The organism is Streptomyces sp. AM6-12, from assembly GCF_044327085.1.
Taxonomy (GTDB): Bacteria; Actinomycetota; Actinomycetes; order Streptomycetales; family Streptomycetaceae; genus Streptomyces.
Genome location: NZ_JBIQWN010000001.1, coordinates 1,055,668 through 1,075,895 on the forward strand (window position 1 = coordinate 1,055,668; position 20,228 = coordinate 1,075,895).

Consider the following 20,228-nt stretch of genomic DNA (forward strand, 5'->3'; position numbering starts at 1 on the left):
GCGGGGAGACCTTTCGAGGCTACGGGGAGGTTCGGCTCGATGCTCACGGAGAGGTCCGGCCGGCGGCCGAGTCGGGGAGGTCCACCGGATCGTGCAGAACGGCGGGGGCGCCGGGGAGGCTGGCCCCGGCCGCCTGGACGAAGAGGCGCAGCAGGTCGTGGACGCGGTAGCGGCCGGAGGGGTCCTCCTGGAGCAGCCCGGCGTCCACGAGCGAGCTGAGCACCAGGGCGCCGGGGGCACCGGGGGCGTCGGGCGAGCCCCGCCCGAGCGCCGACGACGGCTCGCCGGACCCATCGGAGAGGGCGGGCTCGCCCAACCCGCCGGAGCCACTGGCCCTGCCAGGCCGGCCCAACCCGTCGAACCCACCAAGGCCGCCCGACCCGCCGAACCCGCCGTACCCGTCCGCCTCGCCGGACCCGCCGAACCCGCCGGACCCGACCGGCAGCGGCAGGGGCAGGGGCCGCGCACCGGACGGCAGCGACGCGGCCGGCGCGCCTTGGGCGAGCGACCCGCTCCGCCCCTCGGGCAACTCGCCACGTAGGACGGCTAGTTGGAGTGCGCGCAGCACCGGACCCGGCTCCACGCCGAGTTCCTCGGTGAGGTGGGCGTGGATCCTGCGGTACTCGGCGAGCGCCTCGGCGCGCCGGCCGGAGCGGTACAGCGCCTCGACGAGCAGGGCGGACAGCCCCTCGTGTCCGGGATGCGCGCGCACGGCCTCGCGGGCCTCGGGGATCAGCTCGCGGTGCCGGCCGAGGCGCAACTCGCCGTCGAAGACCCGCTCCACCGCGAGGAGGCGCTCCTCGGCCAGGCGGGGCACGAGGTCGCGGTGGATCTCGTCGGAGTGCACGTTGGTCAGCAGGGGTTCGCCCCACAGCGCGAGCGCCGCGCGGGCGAGCCGCAGCGCGGACTCCGGGTCGTCGGCGGCGTACGAGCGGGCGAGCAGCTCGCGGAAGTGCAGCAGATCGAGGGTGCCGGCGTCGGCGTGCAGCCGGTAGCCGCCGGGCACGGCCTCGATGGCGTGATCGGCGACGCCGTACTTGGCGAAGAGCCGGCGCAGCCGCAGCACGCAGGTGTGCAGCGCCGATCTGCCGCCCGCCGGCGGCCGGTTGCCCCAGACCACACGCTGGAGCAGCTCGGAGCCGACGACCGCGCCGGGGTGGAGCAGCAGGGCGGCGAGCAGCGAGGCGGGGCGGGAGGGCTGGAGTACGACGGTGTCCTGGCCGTCGGTGATGGCGAGCAGGCCGAGCACGAGGAACCGGGGTCTGCCGGTGCCGGGTGCCGGGGAAGCGCTGTCGGGCGCTGAGGTGCCTGTCTTCACCGTGGCCTTTCAGCATCGGGGTCGCGTGCACAACGGCCTTGCGCAATGGAGGCGTTGGGCATGCCAGAGAGTCGGTGGCGTGCCCACATCCACTTCTGAGACGGGAACTTAGATTCGAAGATGCGGTGGCGTCCAGAGCCCGGAGGAAAACGTCCGGTGACGCCGGGGCGTCCCAAAGGCCGCCGGGCGGTGGGGCGTTGGCGATCCGATCGCAAGGGCATACGCTGCGACCAGGTGGGCCGGGCCGGTTGCCGGGGCACCACGCACCCAGGGGAGGATCCATGCCGTGGTGGCCGCTGATCCCGGTCGTCTCGATGATCACCGGGCCGCTCGCGCTGTACGTCATGACCCGGCGCAAGCGCGCCGGGCAGGGGGCGGACGAGCGGTACGAGGAGCTCTCCCGGAAGTACACCGCCCTTCTGGAGGAGACCACTTCGGGCGAGCTCCCGAACGGCCGCGACCGCCGTCCCGAGTAGCCGGCGGCGGCGTCACCGATTTCCAGGCGGGAACGGGCTAACGCGAACCGGCATTCCGAAATCGGGTTGTGTAATTCCCGGGCCGGGGCGCGCCGGGGCACGCGCGCGGCGCGCGGACGTGTACGGCGACACGCGCACCGCCCCGCGCCGCACCGGGTGAGGTGCGGGGCGGGGCGGGGCGGGGCGGTGTGCGTTCCGGACCGGTCAGGCCACGGAGGCGATGCGGGTCCGGATGTCCTCGGGGGACAGGGTGCCCTTCGCGGTGACGTGGTCACCGGAGGACTCCCCGCGCAGCCGGCGGCCGATCCACGGGACGAGGTGCTCGCGGGCCCAGTGGACGTCGTCGCGGCGGACCTCCAGGGTGCCGCGGGGTGGCAGCGGCGGCCACGACTGCTCCGGGTCGGCCGGGATCTCCAGGCCGAGCGCCTGCCCGGCGCGCAGCGCGACACGCGTGTGCCCCTCGGGCGAGAGGTGCAGCCGGTCGCTGTCCCAGGCCCGGCGGTCCTGCACGGACCGCAGCGACCACAGGTCGAGCACGGGGCAGCCGTACCGGTCGGCGATGGCCCGCACATGCCCGTTGTACGTGGCGATCTTGCCGCGCAGGTGCTTGAGCAGGGGGACGCCGCGGGTGTCGAACCCGGTGGTCACCATGACGGTGCCGGCCGCCCCGGCGAGCCGGGCCACGGCCGCCTCGAACCGCTCGGCCACCTCGTCCGGGTCGGTGCCGGGACGGATGATGTCGTTGCCGCCCGCGCAGAAGGAGACCAGATCCGGGGCGAGTTCCACGGCCTGCGGGACCTGGTCTGCCACGATCTGGTCCAGCAGCTTCCCGCGCACCGCGAGGTTGGTGTACTGGAAGTCGCCCTCGGGCCGCCGGTCGGCGAGCAGGACCGCCAACCGGTCGGCCCAGCCCACGAATGCCCCGTCGGGGCCGGGATCGCCGACGCCCTCGGTGAAGCTGTCCCCCACCGCCACGTACGACCCGATCACTGATCTGCTGTCATTCTTCGAATCGTCTGCCACGTCGGGCCATGATTCACCTCGGGGTGTGACCTACGCGACCGTAGGAAGGGGTTGACGAACGGTGAGATGAGCCACTTGGAGAGTTTCCCAATTCCAGGAATACGGCCGCCACCAGCGCTGTTGGGGCCCGGACACGCTTCTCGGGCGAGGGCGCCGACCGCACGTGTACCCCGGCGCGCGGGCGACCCGCGGGCGGAGGCGACCGGCGGTCGGGGCGCCCCCTGCTCCGCGGCGACGGGCGGCCCCGGGCAGCCCGTGTACCCGGGTCCTTCCCTCCCCGCCGACCAGGCCTGTGGACAACTCATTGCCCCACGAAACCAATGCCGTATGGTCGACGCAGCGCCCGCCGCGAGCCGTGACGGCGGGGACCGACCGGGAGGAGCCCCCGTGACGCAGCAGGTCCCGTCGACCGAGCCGGAGCTGGCCGGTGTGCGCAATTTCCGTGACGTCGGCGGACTGCCGACCGTGGACGGCCGCCGGCTGCGCCATGGCGTGCTGTTCCGCAGCGGGCACCTGGCGCACGCGACCGCGCAGGACGCGGCCTTCCTCTCGTCCCTGGGCCTGCACACCATCTTCGACTTCCGCAACGCGGCCGACCAGAAGCTGGAAGGCCCGGACATCGCGCTGCCCGGCGTGCGCAATGTGAACCTGCCGCTGAGCGATCCGGCGGACGGCGCCGAGTTCTGGAAGATGGTCCGCGACGGCAATCTCGACGAGCTGCGCGCGATCCTGGACGACGGCAAGGGCGCGGCCCGGATGGTCGCCTCGTACCGGTCCATCGTGCGCGACCGCACCGCCGAGCACTCACGGGTGCTGCACGCGATCGCCGGGGACAGCGTTCCGGCGCTGCTGCACTGCGCGGCCGGCAAGGACCGCGCGGGCATCTCGATAGCCGTCACCCTGCTCGCCGTGGGGGTGGAGCGGGACGCGATCGTCGCCGACTACCTGGAGTCCAACGCCAAGCACCGCCGCTACAAGGTGCGGCGCAGCGGCAGCGCCCAGAGCGCGTACACGCCCGAGGTGATGGAGCTGCTCAGCCCGCTGTTCGACGCGCGCGCCGAGTATCTGACGGCCGCCTTCGAGACCATCGAGGAGACCTGGGGCGGCGTGGACGGCTATCTGGAGCAGGGCCTGCGGCTCACTCCCGGGACCCGTGAGCGGCTGCGCGCGCGGCTGGTGGACTGACTCGTCCGTGCGGCCCGCGCCCGCCTCGCGCGCGGCGCGGACTCAGCCCTTGCCGCCGATCCTGAACAGCAGGAAGAGGAACGCGGCCAGGACGTGCCCGACGGCGATGTAGATGATCAGCCGGATCCACAGGGAACGGGGGAACTTGGTCTCCAGGTCGCTCATGACGGCTCTCCGTTCAGGTGCCCCAGGCACAGCGCGGCCGTGGGGCTCTGTAGCAGGGTGTGAACGAACAGAAGCTCCACGCCGTCCGGGTCCTCGGCGGCGAGGCGGTGCGGGGTGAGCGAGTCGAAGTGGGCGCTGTCGCCGGGGGCGAGCAGATGCGTGGCGTCGCCGAGACGCAGCCGCAGCCGCCCCTTGAGGACATAGAGCCACTCCTCGCCGGGGTGGACGCGCACGATGTCACCCTGCGCGCCGTACGGTGCGTGCACCCGCAGGGCCTGCATGCCACGGCCGGGGGCCCCGGCCTGGAAGTAGGTCCAGCCGGCGGCCCGTGTCGGGTCCATGTCGGCGGCCCGGACGATCGCGTTCTGGTCGGCGACCCGTTCGCCGAGGAGTTCGGAGACCGTCGTACCGTAGATACGCGCGAGTGCGAGCAGCATCGGCAGCGAGGGCCCGCGCCGGCCGGTCTCCAGCCGGGACAGATGGGCCGGTGAGAGTCCGGCGTTGCGGGCCGCCGCCTCCAGGGTGAGACCGGCCCGTCGGCGCAGTGCGCGCAGCTGCGGCGCGACGGCGGGCAGATCGTCACCCTGGCCCGCCGCCGGCGATGCGGCATCTGAGGCGTTCATGCCTCTATTCAGCGCCTCTTTTGCCCGTCGGGCAAATTTCTTGCCTCTCAGGCAAAAGCCGTGCGCTGCTACAATCACTCCCAGCTTTTGAACACGTTCAAAGCATGGGGGTTCACATGTCCGACCACCGCACACCCGGCCGCGCCGACGACTCGCCCGCCACCCTTCTCGGCCCCACCGCGCTCGTCCTCGGTGCCGTGGCCGCTCTGGGGATCTGCCCGCTGCTCATGCTGTTCCCGCTGACCGTGCTCGCGGGCGCGCTCGCCGTCACCTTCGGCCTCGCGGGCATCCACTACGCCCGACGGGGACTGGGCAGGATGTGGCCGGCCGCCACCGGGACCGTGCTCGGCGCGGCCGGCTTCCTCTGTCCGTGGGTCCTCCTGGTGGCGCTCGCCTGACCGGTCAACGGTTGGCGACCGCCTGTTTGATCAGCGTCCTGCCGAAGTCCCACATCAGGCCGCCGCCGCTGTGCGCGTCGTCCATGACCGCGGTGAAGCCCTCGATGAACCGGTCCACGTCGGCCTCGCCGAAGACCAGCGGCGGGATCAGCTTGATCACTTCGAGGTGGTCGCCGGAGACCTGGGTGAGGATCCGGTGCCGCTGGAGCAGCGGTACGACGACCATCTGGGCGAACAGCCCCTTGCGGGCGGCCTGGAGCATGGCCCAGCGGCTGCGCAGCTTCAGCGAGGACGGCTTGCCGAACTCGATGCCGATCATCAGGCCCCGGCCCCGGACATCGGCCAGCAGCTCGTATTTCCCGACGAGTTCGGTGAGCCGGGACTTCAGCAGGTCGCCGGTGGTGCGCACGCCCGCGACGATCTGCTCGTTCTCCATGACCGACAGCACGGCGAGCCCGCACGCCATCGCCTGCGCGTTGGCTCCGAAGCTCGCCGAGTGGACCAGCACGCGGTCCATGGACGAGTAGACCTTCCGGAAGATCCAGTCCTTGCCGAGGGTCGCGCCGACCGGGACGTAGCCGCCGGACAGGGCCTTGGCGACACACACCAGGTCGGGTTCCACACCGTCCTCGTGCTGGTAGGCGTAGAAATCGCCGGTGCGGCCGAGGCCGGTCTGCACCTCGTCGGCGATCAGCAGGGCCTTGTGCTTGTGCAACAGCTCCTGCGCGGCCCGCAGATAGCCGGGCGGCGCCTCGTGCACGCCCTTGCCCTGGATCGGCTCCACGATCAGCGCGGCGACATCGCCCCTCTTCAACTCCCTTGTCAAGGCGTCGAGATCGCCGAGGGGGACGGCGGTGTCGGGCAGCAGCGGGGCGAAGCCGTCGCGGAAGCCGCTCTCCCCGTTGACGGACAGCGAGCCGGTGGTCAGCCCGTGGAAGGCGTGCTCGCAGTACAGGACGCGCGGTCGGCCGGTGGCGTAGCGGGCGAACTTCAGGGCCGTCTCGACCGCCTCGGTGCCGCTGTTGCCGAAGAACACCCGGTCCAGGTGCGGGCTGTGGACGAGCAGCCGCTCGGCGAGCAGTCCGGGCAGCGGCTGGCAGTCGAACCGGGTGAGGTCGGCGAGGTCCAGGTCCAGGACGTCGTGCAGCGCCTTGCGGACGACCGGGTGGTGCCGGCCGAGGCCCATCACCCCGAACCCGGCGAGCATGTCCAGGTAGTCGTTGCCTTCGGCGTCGAAGAAGTGGGCGCCCTCGGCGCGCTCGTAGACCTTGTCGAAGCCGATGGTGTGCAGCATGCGCGGGAGTTGCGGGTTGAGGTACTTCGCGTGCAGCTCGTAGCGCTCGGCTCCGCGCTCGGCGAGCAGGGCGCCGAGGTCGAACTCGGTGGTCATTCCTTCTCCTTGTCAGCGCCCCGGAAGGGCACGGAACCATGTCGGTGTGCGGCTACCGCCGCTCGGGCGCGACCAGCCCCGGCGGCGCCGCGGGCGCGGGGCGGCCGGACCTGGCACCGTCCGGCGCGTCCTCGTCGTCCCGCGCCGCCAGGCTCCCGCCGATCCGCCCGGCGATCTCCACGGGCGTGAGGCCGATGTCGGCCAGCACCTCGCTGCGCTTGGCGTGCGGCAGGAACTGGTCCGGGATGCCGAACAGCCGTACCGGCACGTCCACCCCGGCGTCCGCGAGGGCCTGCGCCACGGCCGAACCCACCCCGGAAGCGCGGCTGTTGTCCTCGACCACGGCCACCAGCCGGTGCTCGGCGGCCAGCCGCGGCAGGTCCGGGTCGACGGGCTTGACCCAGCGCGGGTCGACCACCGTGCACCCGGTGCCGCCCGACTCCAGCAGCTCGGCGGTCTTCAGGCAGACCGGCGCCATCACCCCGACGGCGACCAGCAGCACCTTCGGCCGCTCCGCGCGGTGCAGCACGTCCATGCCGCCCACCCGGTCCAGCGCCGGGATGTCCGGACCGACGTTCTCCTTCGGGAAGCGCAGCACGGTCGGCGCGTCGTCCACGGCGACCGCCTCGCGCAACTGGCTGCGCAACTGCGCCGCGTCGCGCGGGGCGGCGATCCGCAGGCCCGGCACCACCTGAAGGAGCGACATGTCCCACATGCCGTTGTGAGAGGGGCCGTCGGGCCCGGTGACACCGGCCCGGTCGAGGACGAAGGTGACCCCGCAGCGGTGCAGGGCGACATCCATCAGCACCTGGTCGAAGGCGCGGTTGAGGAAGGTGGCGTACAGGGCGACGACCGGATGCAGTCCGGCGGTGGCGAGCCCGGCGGCCGAGGCGACCGCGTGCTGTTCGGCGATGCCCACGTCCCACACCCGGTCCGGGAAGCGTTCGGCGAAGGCACCGAGGCCCACTGGGTGCAGCATCGCGGCGGTGATCGCGACGACGTCCTCGCGTTCCCCGCCGATCCGGGCGATCTCCTCGCCGAACACCGAGGTCCAGGACCGCCCGCCGATGGCGGCGAGCGGGGCGCAGGTCGCCGGGTCCATCACGCCGATGGCGTGGAAGCGGTCCAACTCGTCGGCGAGCGCGGGCTCGTAGCCGCGGCCCTTCTCGGTCAGGCAGTGCACCAGGACCGGGCCGTGGAAACGCTTGGCGCGGCGCAGCGCGGACTCGACGGCCCCGATGTCGTGCCCGTCGACCGGGCCGACGTACTTCAGGCCCAGGTCCTCGAAGAGGCCCTGGGGGGCGAAGGCGTCCTTGAAGCCCTTCTTCGCGCCGTGCAGGGACTCGTAGAGGGGCGCACCGACGACGGGGGTGCGCTGGAGGATCTCCTTCCCCCAGGCGAGCACCTTCTCGTAGCCGTCGGTGGTGCGCAGGGTGGCCAGATGGTCGGCGAGCCCGCCGATCGTGGGGGCGTAGGAACGCGCGTTGTCGTTGACGACGATGATCAGCGGCCGGTCCGGGGCGTCCGCGATGTTGTTCAGCGCCTCCCAGGCCATGCCGCCGGTCAGCGCGCCGTCCCCGACCACGGCGACCACATGGCCCCGCTCCCCCTTCACCTCGCGCGCCTTGGCGAGGCCGTCGGCCCAGCCGAGCGCGGCGGAGGCGTGGCTGTTCTCGATGACGTCGTGCTCGGACTCCTCGCGCGCCGGGTAGCCGGACAGACCGCCCTTGCCGCGCAGCTTGGAGAAGTCCTGACGCCCCGTCAAGAGCTTGTGTACGTAGGTCTGGTGGCCGGTGTCCCAGAGGATCCGGTCGACGGGTGACTCGAAGACCCGGTGCAGGGCGATGGTCAGCTCCACCACGCCCAGGTTGGGCCCGAGATGACCGCCGGTCCGCGACACCGCTTGCACCAGGAACTCGCGTATCTCCTCGGCCAGCACCCCGAGTTCCGCCCCGGACAGCCCCTTCAGGTCCCGCGGTTGCCGGATCGTCTCCAGAATCGTCACGTTCGTGGCCCCCTCTCGCTTCGTGCAGTTACGTGGACTCACTTCATCCGTTCGGCGAGCCGCTGGGCCTCCTCGATCAGGGTGTCGACGATCCTGGACTCGGGGACGGTCCGCACGACCTCCCCCTTCACGAAGATCTGCCCCTTTCCGTTGCCTGAGGCAACTCCCAGATCGGCCTCACGGGCCTCTCCGGGACCGTTGACCACACAGCCCATCACCGCCACCCGCAGCGGCACTTCGAGGCCGTCGAGCCCCGCGGTGACCTCGTCGGCGAGCCGGTAGACGTCCACCTGGGCGCGGCCGCAGGAGGGGCAGGAGACGATCTCCAGACGCCGTTCGCGCAGTCCCAGCGACTGGAGGATCTGGAGGCCGACCTTGACCTCCTCGGCCGGTGGCGCGGACAGCGACACCCGGATGGTGTCGCCGATGCCCCTCGACAGCAACGCACCGAACGCGACGGCCGACTTGATGGTGCCCTGGAACGGGGGGCCGGCCTCCGTGACGCCCAGGTGCAGCGGGTAGTCGCACTGTTCGGCCAGCTGCCGGTACGCCTCGATCATCACGACCGGGTCGTTGTGCTTGACCGAGATCTTGAGGTCCCTGAAGCCGTGCTCCTCGAAGAGGGACGCCTCCCACAGCGCCGACTCGACCAGCGCCTCCGGGGTGGCCCTGCCGTACTTCTGGAGCAACCGCCGGTCCAGCGAACCGGCGTTGACCCCGATCCGGACCGGCGTGCCGTGGTCCTTCGCGGCGCGCGCGATCTGCGCGATCTGGTCGTCGAACTTCTTGATGTTGCCCGGATTCACCCGGACCGCCGCGCAGCCGGCCTCGATGGCCGCGAAGACGTACTTGGGCTGGAAATGGATGTCCGCGATCACCGGGATCTGCGACTTGCGCGCGATGACGGCGAGGGCGTCCGCGTCGTCCTGCGTGGGGCAGGCGACGCGGACGATCTGGCAGCCGGACGCGGTGAGTTCGGCGATCTGCTGGAGGGTGGCGCCGACGTCCGACGTACGGGTCGTCGTCATCGACTGCACCGAGACCGGGGCCCCGCCCCCGACCGGTACCGGCCCGACATGGATCTGCCGCGACGTGCGCCGCGGGGCCACCCGCCGGGCCGGAACCCCGGGGACGCCCAGGGGTACGGCGGTCACCGCCCTACTCCCGGTTCCCCGAGACCGTCTCGCGCAGGGCCCGCAGCGACTCCGTCAGGGAGCCCATGGTGGCGAGTACCGCGGTGGGCTCGTAGCCGCAGTGCGCCATGCAGTTGGCACAGCGCGGGTCCTTGCCGCGGCCGTACTTGTCCCAGTCGGTGTCCTCCACCAGCTCCCGGTAGGTCGGCACGTACCCGTCGCTCATCAGGTAGCAGGGGCGCTGCCAGCCGAAGAGGGAGTAGTTCGGGATCGCCCAGGCGGTGCAGGGGAAGTCGACCTTGCCCTCCAGGAAGTCCAGGAAGAGCGGGGAGTGGTTGAGCCGCCACTTCCTTCGGTTGCCGCCCGCGAACGCCTTCTTGAACAGCTCGCGGGTCTGCTCCACGCCGAGGAAGTGCTCCTGGTCGGGAGCTTTCTCGTAGGCGTAGGCGGGCGAGATCATCATCTCGTCCACCTTCAGGTCGTCGTTGAGGAAGTTGAGCACCTCGACGACGGTCTGCGGGGTGTCGGTGTTGAAGAAGGTGGAGTTGGTGGTCACCCGGAAGCCGCGCCGCTTGGCCTCCTTGATGGCCGCCACCGCCTCGTCGAACACGCCTTCCTTGGCAACCGACTCGTCGTGCCGCTCACGCAGCCCGTCGATGTGCACCGCGAAGGCGAAGTAGGGCGAGGGCGTGAACTTGTCCATCTTCTTGCGCAGCAGCATCGCGTTGGTGCACAGGAAGACGTACTTCCTCTTGGCCACCAACTGCCGGACGATCTCGTCGATCTGAGGATGCATCAGGGGCTCGCCGCCCGCGATGGAGACCATCGGCGCGCCCGATTCCAGCACCGCTCCCACCGCCTGGGCGACCGGCATGCGCTGCTTGAGCACCCCGGCCGGGTGCTGGATCTTGCCGCAGCCCTCACATTTGAGGTTGCACGCGAAGAGCGGTTCCAGCTCCACGATCAGCGGGAACTTGTCCCGCTTGCGGAGCTTCTGTTCGGCCAGGTATGTAGCGACCTTGATGGACTGGCGCAACGGCATGGCCATCTGGGCTCACCTCCGGGGGAGCGGCAAAGAACGGTGCCATTCGAAATATGCGGGAAGTACGGAACGAAGAACGCGGAAGGCTGATATTCCACCGCGCACCGTGCCGATCCGGACGAGTTCGTGTTCGGGAGTGTCCACGACCACCCGGACGGCGGCGACCGGGCGTTCGCCCGCGGTCACGGCGCTGAGCAGGGTGGCCGCGGACTCCATGTCGACGGCGATCGCGCCGGTCGCGCGCAGGGCGGACCGTTCGGGGCCGCGGACGACATGATCGGAGCCGGTGAGCGGGCCGGTGTGGACCGTGCGGCCGGGCAGCAGCCGCGCGAGTTCCTTCACCAGCAGTTCGGTGCCCGCGCACGGGACGGTCCCGTGCGGGTCGCGGGTCTCCTCGGCGACCACCAGGTCACCGGGGTGCATACCGGGGGCGAGGCCCGCGCAGAAACCGGTGGCCACTACGGCGGCCCCGGCGAGCGCGGGCCGGGCCAGGTGCCGGGTGAGGGAGCGCCGCGCCGCCCGCGGCCCCATCCCGGTACGGACGAACGTGACCGGCCCGCCGGCCCCGCCACGGTCGCCCGAGCGCAGGGCGAGGTGCTCGATGCCGAGCGCGCAGGCGATCAGCAGCGGGGCCGGAGCGGGCTGGACGTTCACATCAGCTCCCCTTGGCCTCGGACAGGGGTGACCCGGCGGGCCCGGCCGCCGCGGCCCGCGGCCGGGGGGCCTTGGCGAGCAGCTGCCGCTCGAAGGGGTCGCCGTGCAGGTACCGGCCGAGCGCGGTGAGCGGGAACACCTGCCGGTACAGGTGGTAGTTGATGGAGAAGTCCCAGGGGAAGCCGGTGCCGGTGAAGTACGGCTCGTCCCAGGTGCCGTCCTCCCGCTGGGTGGCCGCTAGCCACTGGACGCCCCGCTCGACGGCCTTGGAGTCCTTCTCCCCCGCCGCGAGCAGCGCCATCAGCGCCCACGCGGTCTGCGAGGGCGTGGAGGCGCCCCGGCCGGCCCACTGCCTGGCGTGCTTGTAGGAGCGCAGGTCCTCGCCCCAGCCGCCGTCGTCGTTCTGGACCGACTCCAGCCAGGCCACCGCCCGCCGGATCGCCGGGTGCGAGACGGGCAGTCCGGCCGCGGTCAGCGCGGGGACCACCGACCCGGTGCCGTAGATGTAGTTGACGCCCCAGCGGCCGAACCACGCCCCGCTGGGCTCCTGTTCGGCGAGCAGCCAGGCGATGGCGCGCCGGGTGCGCGGGTCGTGGGCGAGGCCCTCGGCGGCGAGCATCTCCACCACGTGCGCGGTGACGTCGGCGGACGGCGGGTCGATGACCTCGCCGAAGTCGCAGAACGGCAGCCGGTTGGGGAACGGGCTGGTGTTGTCGACGTCGAAGGCGCCCCACGCGCCGTTCTTCGACTGCATGCCGAGGTTCCAGCGCACCGCGCGCCCGATCGCCCGGTCCGTCCGCTCGGGGTCGTGGTGCCGGATCCGGCGCAGCGCGAGGGAGACCTCGGCGGTGTCGTCGATGTCCGGGTAGTTGTCGTTGTGGAACTCGAACGCCCAGCCGCCCGGGGGCAGTTGCGGACGCTTGACGGCCCAGTCGCCGGGCCGGACGATCTCCTCGCCGAGCAACCAGTCGGCCGCCTTGACCAGTTGCGGGTGGTCGGCGGGCAGTCCGGCGTCGACCAGCGCGATGGCGGCGAGACAGGTGTCCCACACCGGGGACTGGCAGGCCTCGATCATCCGGGCGCCGTCCTCGCGCCACACCGCGAACCGGTCCAGCGAGGCCAGCCCCTCGCGCAGCACCGGGTGTTCGAGGTCGTAGCCGAGCAGGTGCAGGGCGATGACCGAGTACACGGCCGGGGGCTGGATGCCGCCCCAGCAGCCGTCGTTCTCCTGCCGCTCGATGATCCAGCGGGCGGCGGCGTTCATCGCGGCCTTGCGCACCCGGCGCGGGACCACCTTGCGCAGCCGCTGGAGCCCCTTGTCCAGCCGCTGGAAGGCGCCGTCCCAGGTGTTCGCCGGGGCGAGGGGCTTGGGCGGGTTGGGGTTGGCCGGGTCGGTGTGCAGCTCGTCCAGCGCGAAGGGTGCGGGGCGCACCGGGCGCTTGGCCGAGACGATGGTGAGAGGCACGATCGTCTGCCGGGCCCAGCACCCGAAGTCGTAGATGTTCAGCGGCATCCAGCCGGGGAACCAGATCAGCTCCGGCGGCATCTCCGGCAGGTCCTCCCACTTCCACCAGCCGAACAGGGCCAGCCAGATGCGGGTGAAGACACGGGCGGCGGCGATGCCGCCCCGCTCGCGGATCCAGGCGGAGGCGCGCGCCATGTGCGGGGCGTCGGGCGCGTCGCCGGCCAGGCGCAGGGCGACGTACGCCTCGATGGTGGTGGACAGTTCGCCGGGCCCGCCCCAGAAGGTGGCCCAGGTGCCGTCCTCGCGCTGCGCGCCGCGGATGAACTTCGCGGCGGCCTGCGTGGTCTTGTCGTCCTGGATGCCCAGGAACTGGCGGAGCAGCAGGTCCTCGGCGTCCATGGTGACGTTGGTCTCCAGGTCGCCCTTCCACCAGCCCTCGGCGTCCTGCTTCGCGAGCAGGAAGTCGGTGGCGCGGCGGGCGGCTCGTGCGGCGGCTTCCGGTACCCCGGCCGCCTCGGGGGTGGTGAGGGTGGTGTCGCTGGCCGCGGCAGCGCGGGACGGCAAGGTGGCCCCGGTGCTTCCGTCGGTCGTCGCTGTCATGGCTTCCCCTTCGTGCAGTCGTGCGAGTCGTGCTGCTGCGGGTCCGCCGTCGGCCGGTGTGCTTCCTGTCGCGACACCGGCCGGCGACTACGCGAGGCTTGTTCGGCCGATAGTGATCATCTCTTCCGTACGACGACGAAGTCGGCGAGGGCCGTGAAGGCGGCCCGCACCCGGTCCGGCATGGCGACCGCGTCGAGGGCGCCGATCGCGATGGCGTGCTGGCGGCGCGCCTCCTCGGCGGTCCATTCGCGGCCGCCGGCCTCCTCGATGAGGGCGGCGCGGGCCGCGAACTCCTCCTCGGAGAAGTTCTCGAAGTCGCTGCTCTTGGCGTCGGCGGCGAGGATCTCGCCGAGCCGCTCGGAGGCGGGGCCGCCGGCCGCGAGCGCCGCGACCACGGGCAGCGACTTCTTGCGCTGGCGCAGGTCGCTCCAGGTCTGCTTGCCGGTGGCCTCCGGGTCGCCCCAGATGCCGAGCAGGTCGTCCACGGCCTGGAAGGCGAGGCCGAGGTGGTAGCCGTAGCGCTCCAGCGCGTCGGCGGTGGCGTCGTCCGCGCCGCCGAGGACCGCGCCGATGGAGGAGGCGCAGGCGAGCAGCGCGCCGGTCTTGTTGCCCTCCATCTCCAGGCACTCCTCGACGCTGACCCGGTCGCGGTGCTCGTAGGAGATGTCCTGGGCCTGACCGTCGATCAGGGCGCGGGTCGCGGAGGTCAGCCGGCGGGTGGCGCGGCCGGCCTCGACCGAGCCGAGTTCCAGCAGCACCTCGTTGGCCAGCGCGAACAGGGCGTCGCCGACCAGGATGGCCTGGGCGGGGCCGTGCACCTTCCACACGGTGTCGCGGTGGCGGCGCTGCTCGTCGCCGTCCATGAGGTCGTCGTGCAGCAGCGAGAAGTTGTGGACCAGTTCGACGGCGACGGCGCCCGGCACGCCGGTCTCGGGCGTACTGCCGGTGACCTCGGCGGAGAGCACGGCGAGCGCGGGCCGCACGGCCTTGCCGCCGTCGCCGTCGGCCGGGTTGCCGGCGGCGTCGATCCAGCCGAAGTGGTAGGCGGCGACGGTGTCCATGGGAGGAGCGAGGCGGTCGACGGCCGCACGCAGGACCGGTGTGGCCAGGGTCCGGCCGCGCTCCAGCAGCGCGGTGACGTCCACCGCGGTCTCCGTCGAGGCCGGGGGCACAGTGGGCACAGTCTCTCCTCTTGTTGCGGTACCGAAGGTGCGGGGGCCTGCCGCCGGCTGCCGATGGGGCATCAGGCCGCCTCCTCGAAGGCGAAGAGACGGCTCGGACGGGGCCGGCCCAGGGCGCGCAGCGCGGCGTCGGCCGCGCTCACTCCGCTGCGGACCGCACTCTCCATGGTCGCGGGCCACCCGGTGGCGGTCCACGCTCCGGCCAGGTACAGGCCGGCTGCCTTGGTGCGGGCGCCCGGGCGCAGCCGCCCGACGCCGGGGGCGGGCGCGAACGTCGCCGTGCGTTCGCGGGTCACGAAGAAGTCCTCGATCACGGCGCCGCGCGTGCCCGGAACGAGCTTCTCCAGCTCCGGGACGTAGCGCTCGCGCAGCCGCGCGACCGGGAGGTCGATGTCGTCCTGCGCGGCCGACTGGGACAGCGCGAGGTACTGGCCCGAGCGCAGCCCGGAGGCGTGGGTGCGGTCGAAGACCCACTGCACGGGGGTGCCGAGGGCGGCGAAGAAGGGCCGCGCGAGGACCTTGCGGTCGTACACCACATGGACGTTGAGGATGGGGGCGGTGCCGATCTCCAGCAGCCGCTCGGGGGCGTCGAGGGCGCCGGGCGGCAGCAGGTCGTACGCCTCGCACTGGGGTACGGCGAGGACGACCGCGTCGGTTTCGATGCGCTCGCCGGGAACCTCGACGCGCCAGCCGCCGTTCTCCATGGCAGAGACGGAGGTGACGCGTGAACGGACCTCGGTACGCACGCCCGCGGAGTCGAGCGCCCTGCGGGCCAGCCGGTCGTGCAGTTCGCCCAGCGGGACATGGGCCCAGCCGATGTCGGCCGCGCCCGGTTCGGACAGCAGACCGGTCTTGAACACCATCGCGGCGAGCCCCAGCGAGGCGTCGCCCGCGACCGCGTTGAGGGTGGCGACCCCGACCAGGTCCCACAGGGCCTCGACGGCACGCGCGGACTGGCCGTGGGCGGCCAGCCAGCTGCCGAAGTCCTGGGTGTCCAGGGTCGGATCGGCGAGGTCGAGACCCTTGAGCGCGAGCGCGGCCCGCCCGGCCAGGGCGCGCTCGGCGAGCGAGAGGTGCGGATAGGCGGCCAGGCTGCGCCCCAGGTGCAGGGGGACGGGCAGCGGGTCGCGCCGCAGCCGGCCGAGCCGCCTGCCCTCGGGCTTGGCGAGGTCCACGACGGGCACGTCCAGGCGGTCCTGAAGCGGTGCCAGCGCCGCGCCCTCGATCCGGTCGAGGAACCAGCGGTAGGCGGTGCAGCAGCGCAGGTACACGTGCTGGCCGTTGTCGACGGTCAGTTCGCCGCGCTGGAAGGAGAAGGCGAGGCCGCCCAGCCTGGGCCTGCCTTCGAGCAGGGTGACGCGGACACCCGCGTCGGCCAGGGCGAGTGCCGCGGTGATGCCGGCGAGGCCGCCGCCGATCACGACGGCGCCCCGGGGTGCGCTGTCGGGGGTGCGGCGGCCCGGTGCGGGGCGTGCGCCGTCGCTCATGGTGCGTCCTTCCGTGCGTGCCGGCCGTGCTGGTTGAACGGTGCACGTACGGTCGTCGCAGTCAGGGACGCCACGCCGGGGCGCGGGGTTGCCCGGTGGAAGTCCCCTGGTTCGGTGAGGTCCATCAGGCGCGCCTCCCGACGGGCCGCCCGGCGCCGTGACGGGTGACCTGCCGGGTGTCGAGGCCGGACAGGCCGCGCACCGCGACGTACGCCTTCTCGTGTCCGGGCAGCGAGACCCGGCCGCGCAGGACGGCCTCGGGGTCCCGCGCGATGCGGTCGAGGAGGCGGCGGTAGATGCCGGCCATGGCGGCCACGCAGGCGCCGCTGCGCCGGTCGAGCATGGGCAGTAGCTGGTAGCCCTCGGCGAAAAGGGCGCGGGCGCGGCGGACCTCGAAGTGCACGAGGCCCGCGAAGTCGGAGCCCTCCGGAGGCGTCGGCCGCTCGAACCCGGCCGAGCAGCCGAACTTGGCCAGGTCGTCGGCGGGCAGATAGGTACGGCCGTCCTGGGCGTCCTCGCGGACGTCCCGGAGGATGTTGGTGAGCTGGAGCGCGAGGCCGAGCGTGTCGGCGTACTCGGCGGCGCGCTCGGCGCCGCGGGCGCCCGGTTCGGTGCCGAACACGCCGAGCGAGAGGCGGCCGATGGCACCGGCGACACACCGGCAGTAGACCTTCAGGTCGTCCCAGGTCTCGTAGGTCTCCCCGCGCGTGTCCATCTCGACGCCGTCGATCAGCTCGTCCAGGCCGCCGAGCGGGATCGGGAAGGCGTCGGCGGCGTGCGCGAGGGCGACGGCCACCGGGTCGGTGTGGTCCTCCTCGATGCGGCCCTCGCGGATCCGGGCGAGCAGGGCGCGGGTCTCCTGGAGCCGTGCCACCTTCACGTCGTCGGCCAGGTCGCCGTCGCCGATGTCGTCGACACGCCGTGAGAACGCGTACAGCGCCGACATGGCGCGCCGCTTCGGTGTGGGCAGCAGCCGGATGCCGTACGCGAAGTTACGGGCCTGCTGGCCGGTCACCGTCTCGCAGTAGCGGTAGGCGGCGAGCACCGGTGCGGACACGTGCGACGCAGACTCCACGGTCCGGATCACCCCTCTCCTCGCAGAATCACGCCCGCCTCACGCAGCAACTGGACCTTGCCTGGCTTGGGCGGGCCGGGAAGTACGTCGTATTCGGCGGCGGCGATCGCGCGGACCGCCGCCCTTCCCCCCGCCACGAACCCTGCGAGCAGCAGCTTCAACCTGCCGTGGACGCTACCCACCAGGGGGGCGCCTTCATTCAGCAGATCGCGGGCGCGTTGTGCTTCGTATGCAACCAGGGCGCGCGCCGATGCGCCCGCGGTTTTCGCGGAAAGATCGGTTTCCGTGACATGGAAGCGTTTCATGTCCTCGGCCGGAAGGTAGATCCGGTCGCGGCGGAGGTCCTCGGCGACGTCCTGGAGGTGCTCCACGATCTGGAGCGCGGTGCAGATCGCGTCGGAGAGCCGGATCCGCTCGGGGGTCGAGGTGCCGGTGACGGCGAGGACGAGGCGGCCGACGGGGTTGGCGGACAGTTCGCAGTAGGCGAGGAGGTCGTCGTACGTCTCGTACCGGGAGACGAGCTGGTCCTGGCGGTTGGCGGCGATCAGGCCGAGGAACGGCTCGGGGGTGAGCCCCCGGCGGCGTACGACGGGCTGGAGGCGGCGCAGCAGGGGATGGCGCGGGGTGGCGTCGAAGACCCGGCGCAGATCGGCCTCGAAGGCGTCGAGCAGGAGCAGCCGGTCACCGGCCTCGGTGGCCGACACGCCGAGCAGTTCCGCGTCGGCCCCGCCGGGGGCGAGGTCGCCGTCGCCGATGTCGTCGACCAGACGGGCGAAGCCGTAGACCGCCATGAGGTCGTCGCGCCAGTCGCGGGGCAGGAAGAAGGGGGCCACGGGAAAGTTCTCGCTCGCGGCCTTGTCGAGGGTGGCGCGTTCCAGGTCCGGCGCCGCTTGAGTGGCCGTCATCGGGCGGCGCCCGGAGCGGCGACGGCACATGCTGCGTTGAGCTGGGGAGTTTCCGTAGCCATTGCCGTCACATCTCCCGTTCTACACTGCCGATCCAATACACACTATTTCGGACACGCCGCCCGGCAATTCACGGGGCGTGGCCTGGCGCAGGGTGTCGCGCATTATCGCCCCACTTGCCGCTTTCCGGCACCGGTACAGCTTACGTTGTACAACGCATCTAGCTTCCGGGGGGTGTCCCGCAGATCACAACAACACACCGATCGGCGTCAAGATTCCTGGCAGCCTTCGGAGTTGACGCTTCCTTTGCAGACGCGGAGCCCCGCCGGAAGGTTGCCGGCGGGGCTCTGGCCGAAACAGTTCACTTGCCGGTGAACTTCTCGTACTCCTTGAGCACCTCTTCGGTCGGCCCGTCCATGCGCAGCTCACCGCGTTCCAGCCACAGCACGCGGTTGCAGGTGTCGCGGATGGACTTGTTGTTGTGACTGACCAGAAAGACCGTGCCCGCCTCCTTGCGCAGTTCCCGGATGCGTTCCTCGGAGCGCTTCTGGAACTTGCGGTCACCGGTGGCGAGGGCCTCGTCAATCATGAGGACATCGTGGTCCTTCGCGGCGGCGATGGAGAAACGCAGCCGCGCGGCCATACCGGAGGAGTAGGTGCGCATCGGCAGCGTGATGAAGTCGCCCTTCTCGTTGATTCCCGAGAAGTCGACGATGTCCTGATAGCGCTCCTTGATCTGCTCGCGCGACATGCCCATGGCGAGGCCGCCCAGGATGACGTTGCGCTCGCCGGTCAGGTCGTTCATCAGGGCCGCGTTCACGCCCAGCAGGGAGGGCTGGCCGTCGGTGTAGACCTTGCCCCGCTCCGCGGGCAGCAGCCCGGCGATGGCACGCAGCAGGGTGGACTTGCCGGAGCCGTTGGAGCCGATCAGACCGATGGCCTCACCGCGGTAGGCGACGAAGGAGACCCCGCGCACGGCGTGCACCTTGCGCACGCCCCGCTCCTCGCCGCGCCGCAGGATCCGGCTGAGGGCGGCCGTCGCGCTGCCCTTGCCGGTCTTGGCGCCGTTGACCCGGTAGACGATGTGCAGGTCGTCCGCGATGACCGTCGGGCGGCGCTCGCCGGTGCCCGTGGCGCCCTGCTGGGGGTTCCGCTCGGCGTTCTGCTCAGCCACGGCCGTACCGCTCCTCCGCCTTCCAGAAGTACACGAAGCCGCCCGCGAAGACCGCCACGGCCCAGAACGCCGCGATCGCCCACACGTGCGGGGGCAGGTTCGAGGCGCCGTAGCCGTCGATCAGCGCGAAGCGCATCAGGTCCATGTAGATCGCGGCCGGGTTGACCTGGAGCAGCCGCACCGCCCACTCCGGGCGGTCCGCCATCATCGTGCTGATGGAGAACATCACGCCGGAGGTGTACATCCAGGTGCGCAGCACGAACGGCATCAGCTGCGCCATGTCCGGCGTCTTGGCGCCCATCCGGGCCACGATCAGCGCGAGGCCGGTGTTGAACAGGAACTGGAGCGCCAGCACCGGCACGATCAGCAGCCAGGACATGCCCGGATAGCTGCCGAAGCCGATCGCCACGATGAACAGCACGATCATCGAGAACAGCAGCTGCTGGAGCTGCTGGAGCGAGAAGGAGACGGGCAGCGAGGCGCGCGGGAAGTGCAGGGCGCGCACCAGCCCGAGGTTGCCGGAGATGGCACGCACGCCCGACATGACCGAGCTCTGCGTGAAGGTGAACACGAAGACGCCGGTGACCAGGAACGGGATGTACACGTCATGCGACATGCCGCGGCTGGCGTGCAGGATGACGCCGAAGATGAAGTAGTACACGGCCGCGTTCAGCAGCGGGGTGGCGACCTGCCACAGCTGGCCCAGCTTGGCCTGGCTGTACTGCGCCGTCAGCTTCGCCTGCGAGAAGGCGAGGATGAAGTGGCGCCGGCTCCACAGCTGACGGACGTACTCCACCAGCGAGGGACGGGCGCCGCTGACGGCGAGCCCGTACCGGGCGGCCAGCTCGGCCGGCGTCAGCCCCTCGTCGGGCACCGGTATCGCGCCCACCGCGACACCGGCGTCATGCGTTGTGTGACTCACGAGTAAG

General features: G+C 71.7%; 20 protein-coding genes. 3 read left to right on the forward strand and 17 right to left on the reverse strand.

Annotated features, from left to right (window positions below; genetic code table 11):
- Nucleotides 1-43 precede the first annotated feature (43 nt).
- The gene (locus tag ACE4Q9_RS04720; protein WP_397982949.1) at nt 44-1,318 is read right to left on the reverse strand and encodes a BTAD domain-containing putative transcriptional regulator; all 1,275 of its coding nucleotides are present in this window, start codon (nt 1,316-1,318) and stop codon (nt 44-46) included.
- Between the two features lie 281 nt (nt 1,319-1,599).
- On the opposite strand from ACE4Q9_RS04720, the gene ACE4Q9_RS04725 reads away from it, so the two are divergent.
- Nucleotides 1,600-1,794, forward strand: a complete 195-nt coding sequence (locus ACE4Q9_RS04725) for a hypothetical protein (protein ID WP_397982950.1) — start codon at nt 1,600-1,602, stop codon at nt 1,792-1,794.
- Nucleotides 1,795-1,998: 204 nt separating this feature from the next.
- On the opposite strand, the gene ACE4Q9_RS04730 is transcribed toward ACE4Q9_RS04725, so the two are convergent.
- Nucleotides 1,999-2,784, reverse strand: coding sequence for an SGNH/GDSL hydrolase family protein (locus tag ACE4Q9_RS04730; RefSeq protein ID WP_397987120.1), 786 nt, complete (start codon nt 2,782-2,784; stop codon nt 1,999-2,001).
- Nucleotides 2,785-3,204: 420 nt separating this feature from the next.
- Between ACE4Q9_RS04730 and ACE4Q9_RS04735 the strand changes: the two genes are divergently transcribed.
- Nucleotides 3,205-4,002, forward strand: a complete 798-nt coding sequence (locus ACE4Q9_RS04735) for a tyrosine-protein phosphatase (protein ID WP_397982951.1) — start codon at nt 3,205-3,207, stop codon at nt 4,000-4,002.
- A gap of 42 nt (nt 4,003-4,044) precedes the next feature.
- Here the strand turns inward: ACE4Q9_RS04735 and ACE4Q9_RS04740 are convergent, their stop codons facing one another.
- Both ACE4Q9_RS04740 and ACE4Q9_RS04745 read right to left on the reverse strand, forming a co-directional pair.
- A complete protein-coding gene (locus tag ACE4Q9_RS04740) occupies nt 4,045-4,167 on the reverse strand; it encodes a DUF6126 family protein (protein ID WP_397982952.1) in 123 nt (40 codons plus the stop codon).
- Nucleotides 4,164-4,790 carry a helix-turn-helix domain-containing protein gene (locus ACE4Q9_RS04745; RefSeq protein ID WP_397982953.1) on the reverse strand — a complete coding sequence of 209 codons (627 nt, stop codon included), beginning with the start codon at nt 4,788-4,790 and terminating at the stop codon, nt 4,164-4,166. The genes ACE4Q9_RS04740 and ACE4Q9_RS04745 overlap by 4 nt, the downstream gene beginning before the upstream one ends.
- A 104-nt stretch (nt 4,791-4,894) precedes the next feature.
- Here ACE4Q9_RS04745 and ACE4Q9_RS04750 point away from each other — a divergent pair, with 104 nt between their 5' ends.
- Nucleotides 4,895-5,188: a hypothetical protein gene (locus ACE4Q9_RS04750; protein WP_397982954.1), complete on the forward strand. Its 294-nt coding sequence runs from the start codon at nt 4,895-4,897 to the stop codon at nt 5,186-5,188.
- Between the two features lie 4 nt (nt 5,189-5,192).
- Here the strand turns inward: ACE4Q9_RS04750 and ACE4Q9_RS04755 are convergent, their stop codons facing one another.
- From ACE4Q9_RS04755 to ACE4Q9_RS04815, 13 genes are all read right to left on the reverse strand, one after another.
- A complete protein-coding gene (locus ACE4Q9_RS04755) occupies nt 5,193-6,578 on the reverse strand; it encodes an aspartate aminotransferase family protein (protein ID WP_397982955.1) in 1,386 nt (461 codons plus the stop codon).
- Between the two features lie 52 nt (nt 6,579-6,630).
- Nucleotides 6,631-8,583: a 1-deoxy-D-xylulose-5-phosphate synthase gene (gene dxs, locus ACE4Q9_RS04760; protein ID WP_397982956.1), complete on the reverse strand. Its 1,953-nt coding sequence runs from the start codon at nt 8,581-8,583 to the stop codon at nt 6,631-6,633.
- Nucleotides 8,584-8,621: 38 nt separating this feature from the next.
- Nucleotides 8,622-9,737, reverse strand: a complete 1,116-nt coding sequence (ispG, locus tag ACE4Q9_RS04765) for a flavodoxin-dependent (E)-4-hydroxy-3-methylbut-2-enyl-diphosphate synthase (RefSeq protein WP_397982957.1) — start codon at nt 9,735-9,737, stop codon at nt 8,622-8,624.
- 4 nt (nt 9,738-9,741) lie between these two features.
- Complete coding sequence (gene hpnH, locus ACE4Q9_RS04770; protein ID WP_397982958.1) at nt 9,742-10,764, reverse strand: adenosyl-hopene transferase HpnH; 1,023 nt, start codon at nt 10,762-10,764, stop codon at nt 9,742-9,744.
- 6 nt (nt 10,765-10,770) lie between these two features.
- Complete coding sequence (locus ACE4Q9_RS04775) at nt 10,771-11,412, reverse strand: 1-hydroxy-2-methyl-2-butenyl 4-diphosphate reductase (RefSeq protein WP_397982959.1); 642 nt, start codon at nt 11,410-11,412, stop codon at nt 10,771-10,773.
- Nucleotide 11,413: 1 nt separating this feature from the next.
- Nucleotides 11,414-13,477: a squalene--hopene cyclase gene (gene shc, locus ACE4Q9_RS04780; RefSeq protein ID WP_397982960.1), complete on the reverse strand. Its 2,064-nt coding sequence runs from the start codon at nt 13,475-13,477 to the stop codon at nt 11,414-11,416.
- Between the two features lie 116 nt (nt 13,478-13,593).
- Entirely contained in the window at nt 13,594-14,721 is a 1,128-nt protein-coding gene (locus ACE4Q9_RS04785) for a polyprenyl synthetase family protein (RefSeq protein WP_397982961.1), read from the reverse strand.
- Nucleotides 14,721-16,145, reverse strand: a complete 1,425-nt coding sequence (gene hpnE / locus ACE4Q9_RS04790) for a hydroxysqualene dehydroxylase HpnE (RefSeq protein WP_397982962.1) — start codon at nt 16,143-16,145, stop codon at nt 14,721-14,723. Before hpnE ends, ACE4Q9_RS04785 begins: the two co-directional genes overlap by 1 nt.
- On the reverse strand, nt 16,142-16,270 hold the full coding sequence (locus ACE4Q9_RS04795) for a DUF6380 family protein (RefSeq protein ID WP_397982963.1): 129 nt from the start codon (nt 16,268-16,270) through the stop codon (nt 16,142-16,144). Before ACE4Q9_RS04795 ends, hpnE begins: the two co-directional genes overlap by 4 nt.
- Nucleotides 16,270-17,232: a presqualene diphosphate synthase HpnD gene (hpnD, locus tag ACE4Q9_RS04800; protein WP_397982964.1), complete on the reverse strand. Its 963-nt coding sequence runs from the start codon at nt 17,230-17,232 to the stop codon at nt 16,270-16,272. The genes ACE4Q9_RS04795 and hpnD overlap by 1 nt, the downstream gene beginning before the upstream one ends.
- Nucleotides 17,229-18,125, reverse strand: coding sequence for a squalene synthase HpnC (hpnC, locus tag ACE4Q9_RS04805; protein WP_397982965.1), 897 nt, complete (start codon nt 18,123-18,125; stop codon nt 17,229-17,231). Before hpnC ends, hpnD begins: the two co-directional genes overlap by 4 nt.
- Nucleotides 18,126-18,486: 361 nt before the next feature.
- Nucleotides 18,487-19,299: an ABC transporter ATP-binding protein gene (locus ACE4Q9_RS04810; protein ID WP_397982966.1), complete on the reverse strand. Its 813-nt coding sequence runs from the start codon at nt 19,297-19,299 to the stop codon at nt 18,487-18,489.
- Nucleotides 19,292-20,221, reverse strand: coding sequence for an ABC transporter permease (locus ACE4Q9_RS04815; RefSeq protein WP_397982967.1), 930 nt, complete (start codon nt 20,219-20,221; stop codon nt 19,292-19,294). Before ACE4Q9_RS04815 ends, ACE4Q9_RS04810 begins: the two co-directional genes overlap by 8 nt.
- Nucleotides 20,222-20,228: the final 7 nt, after the last annotated feature.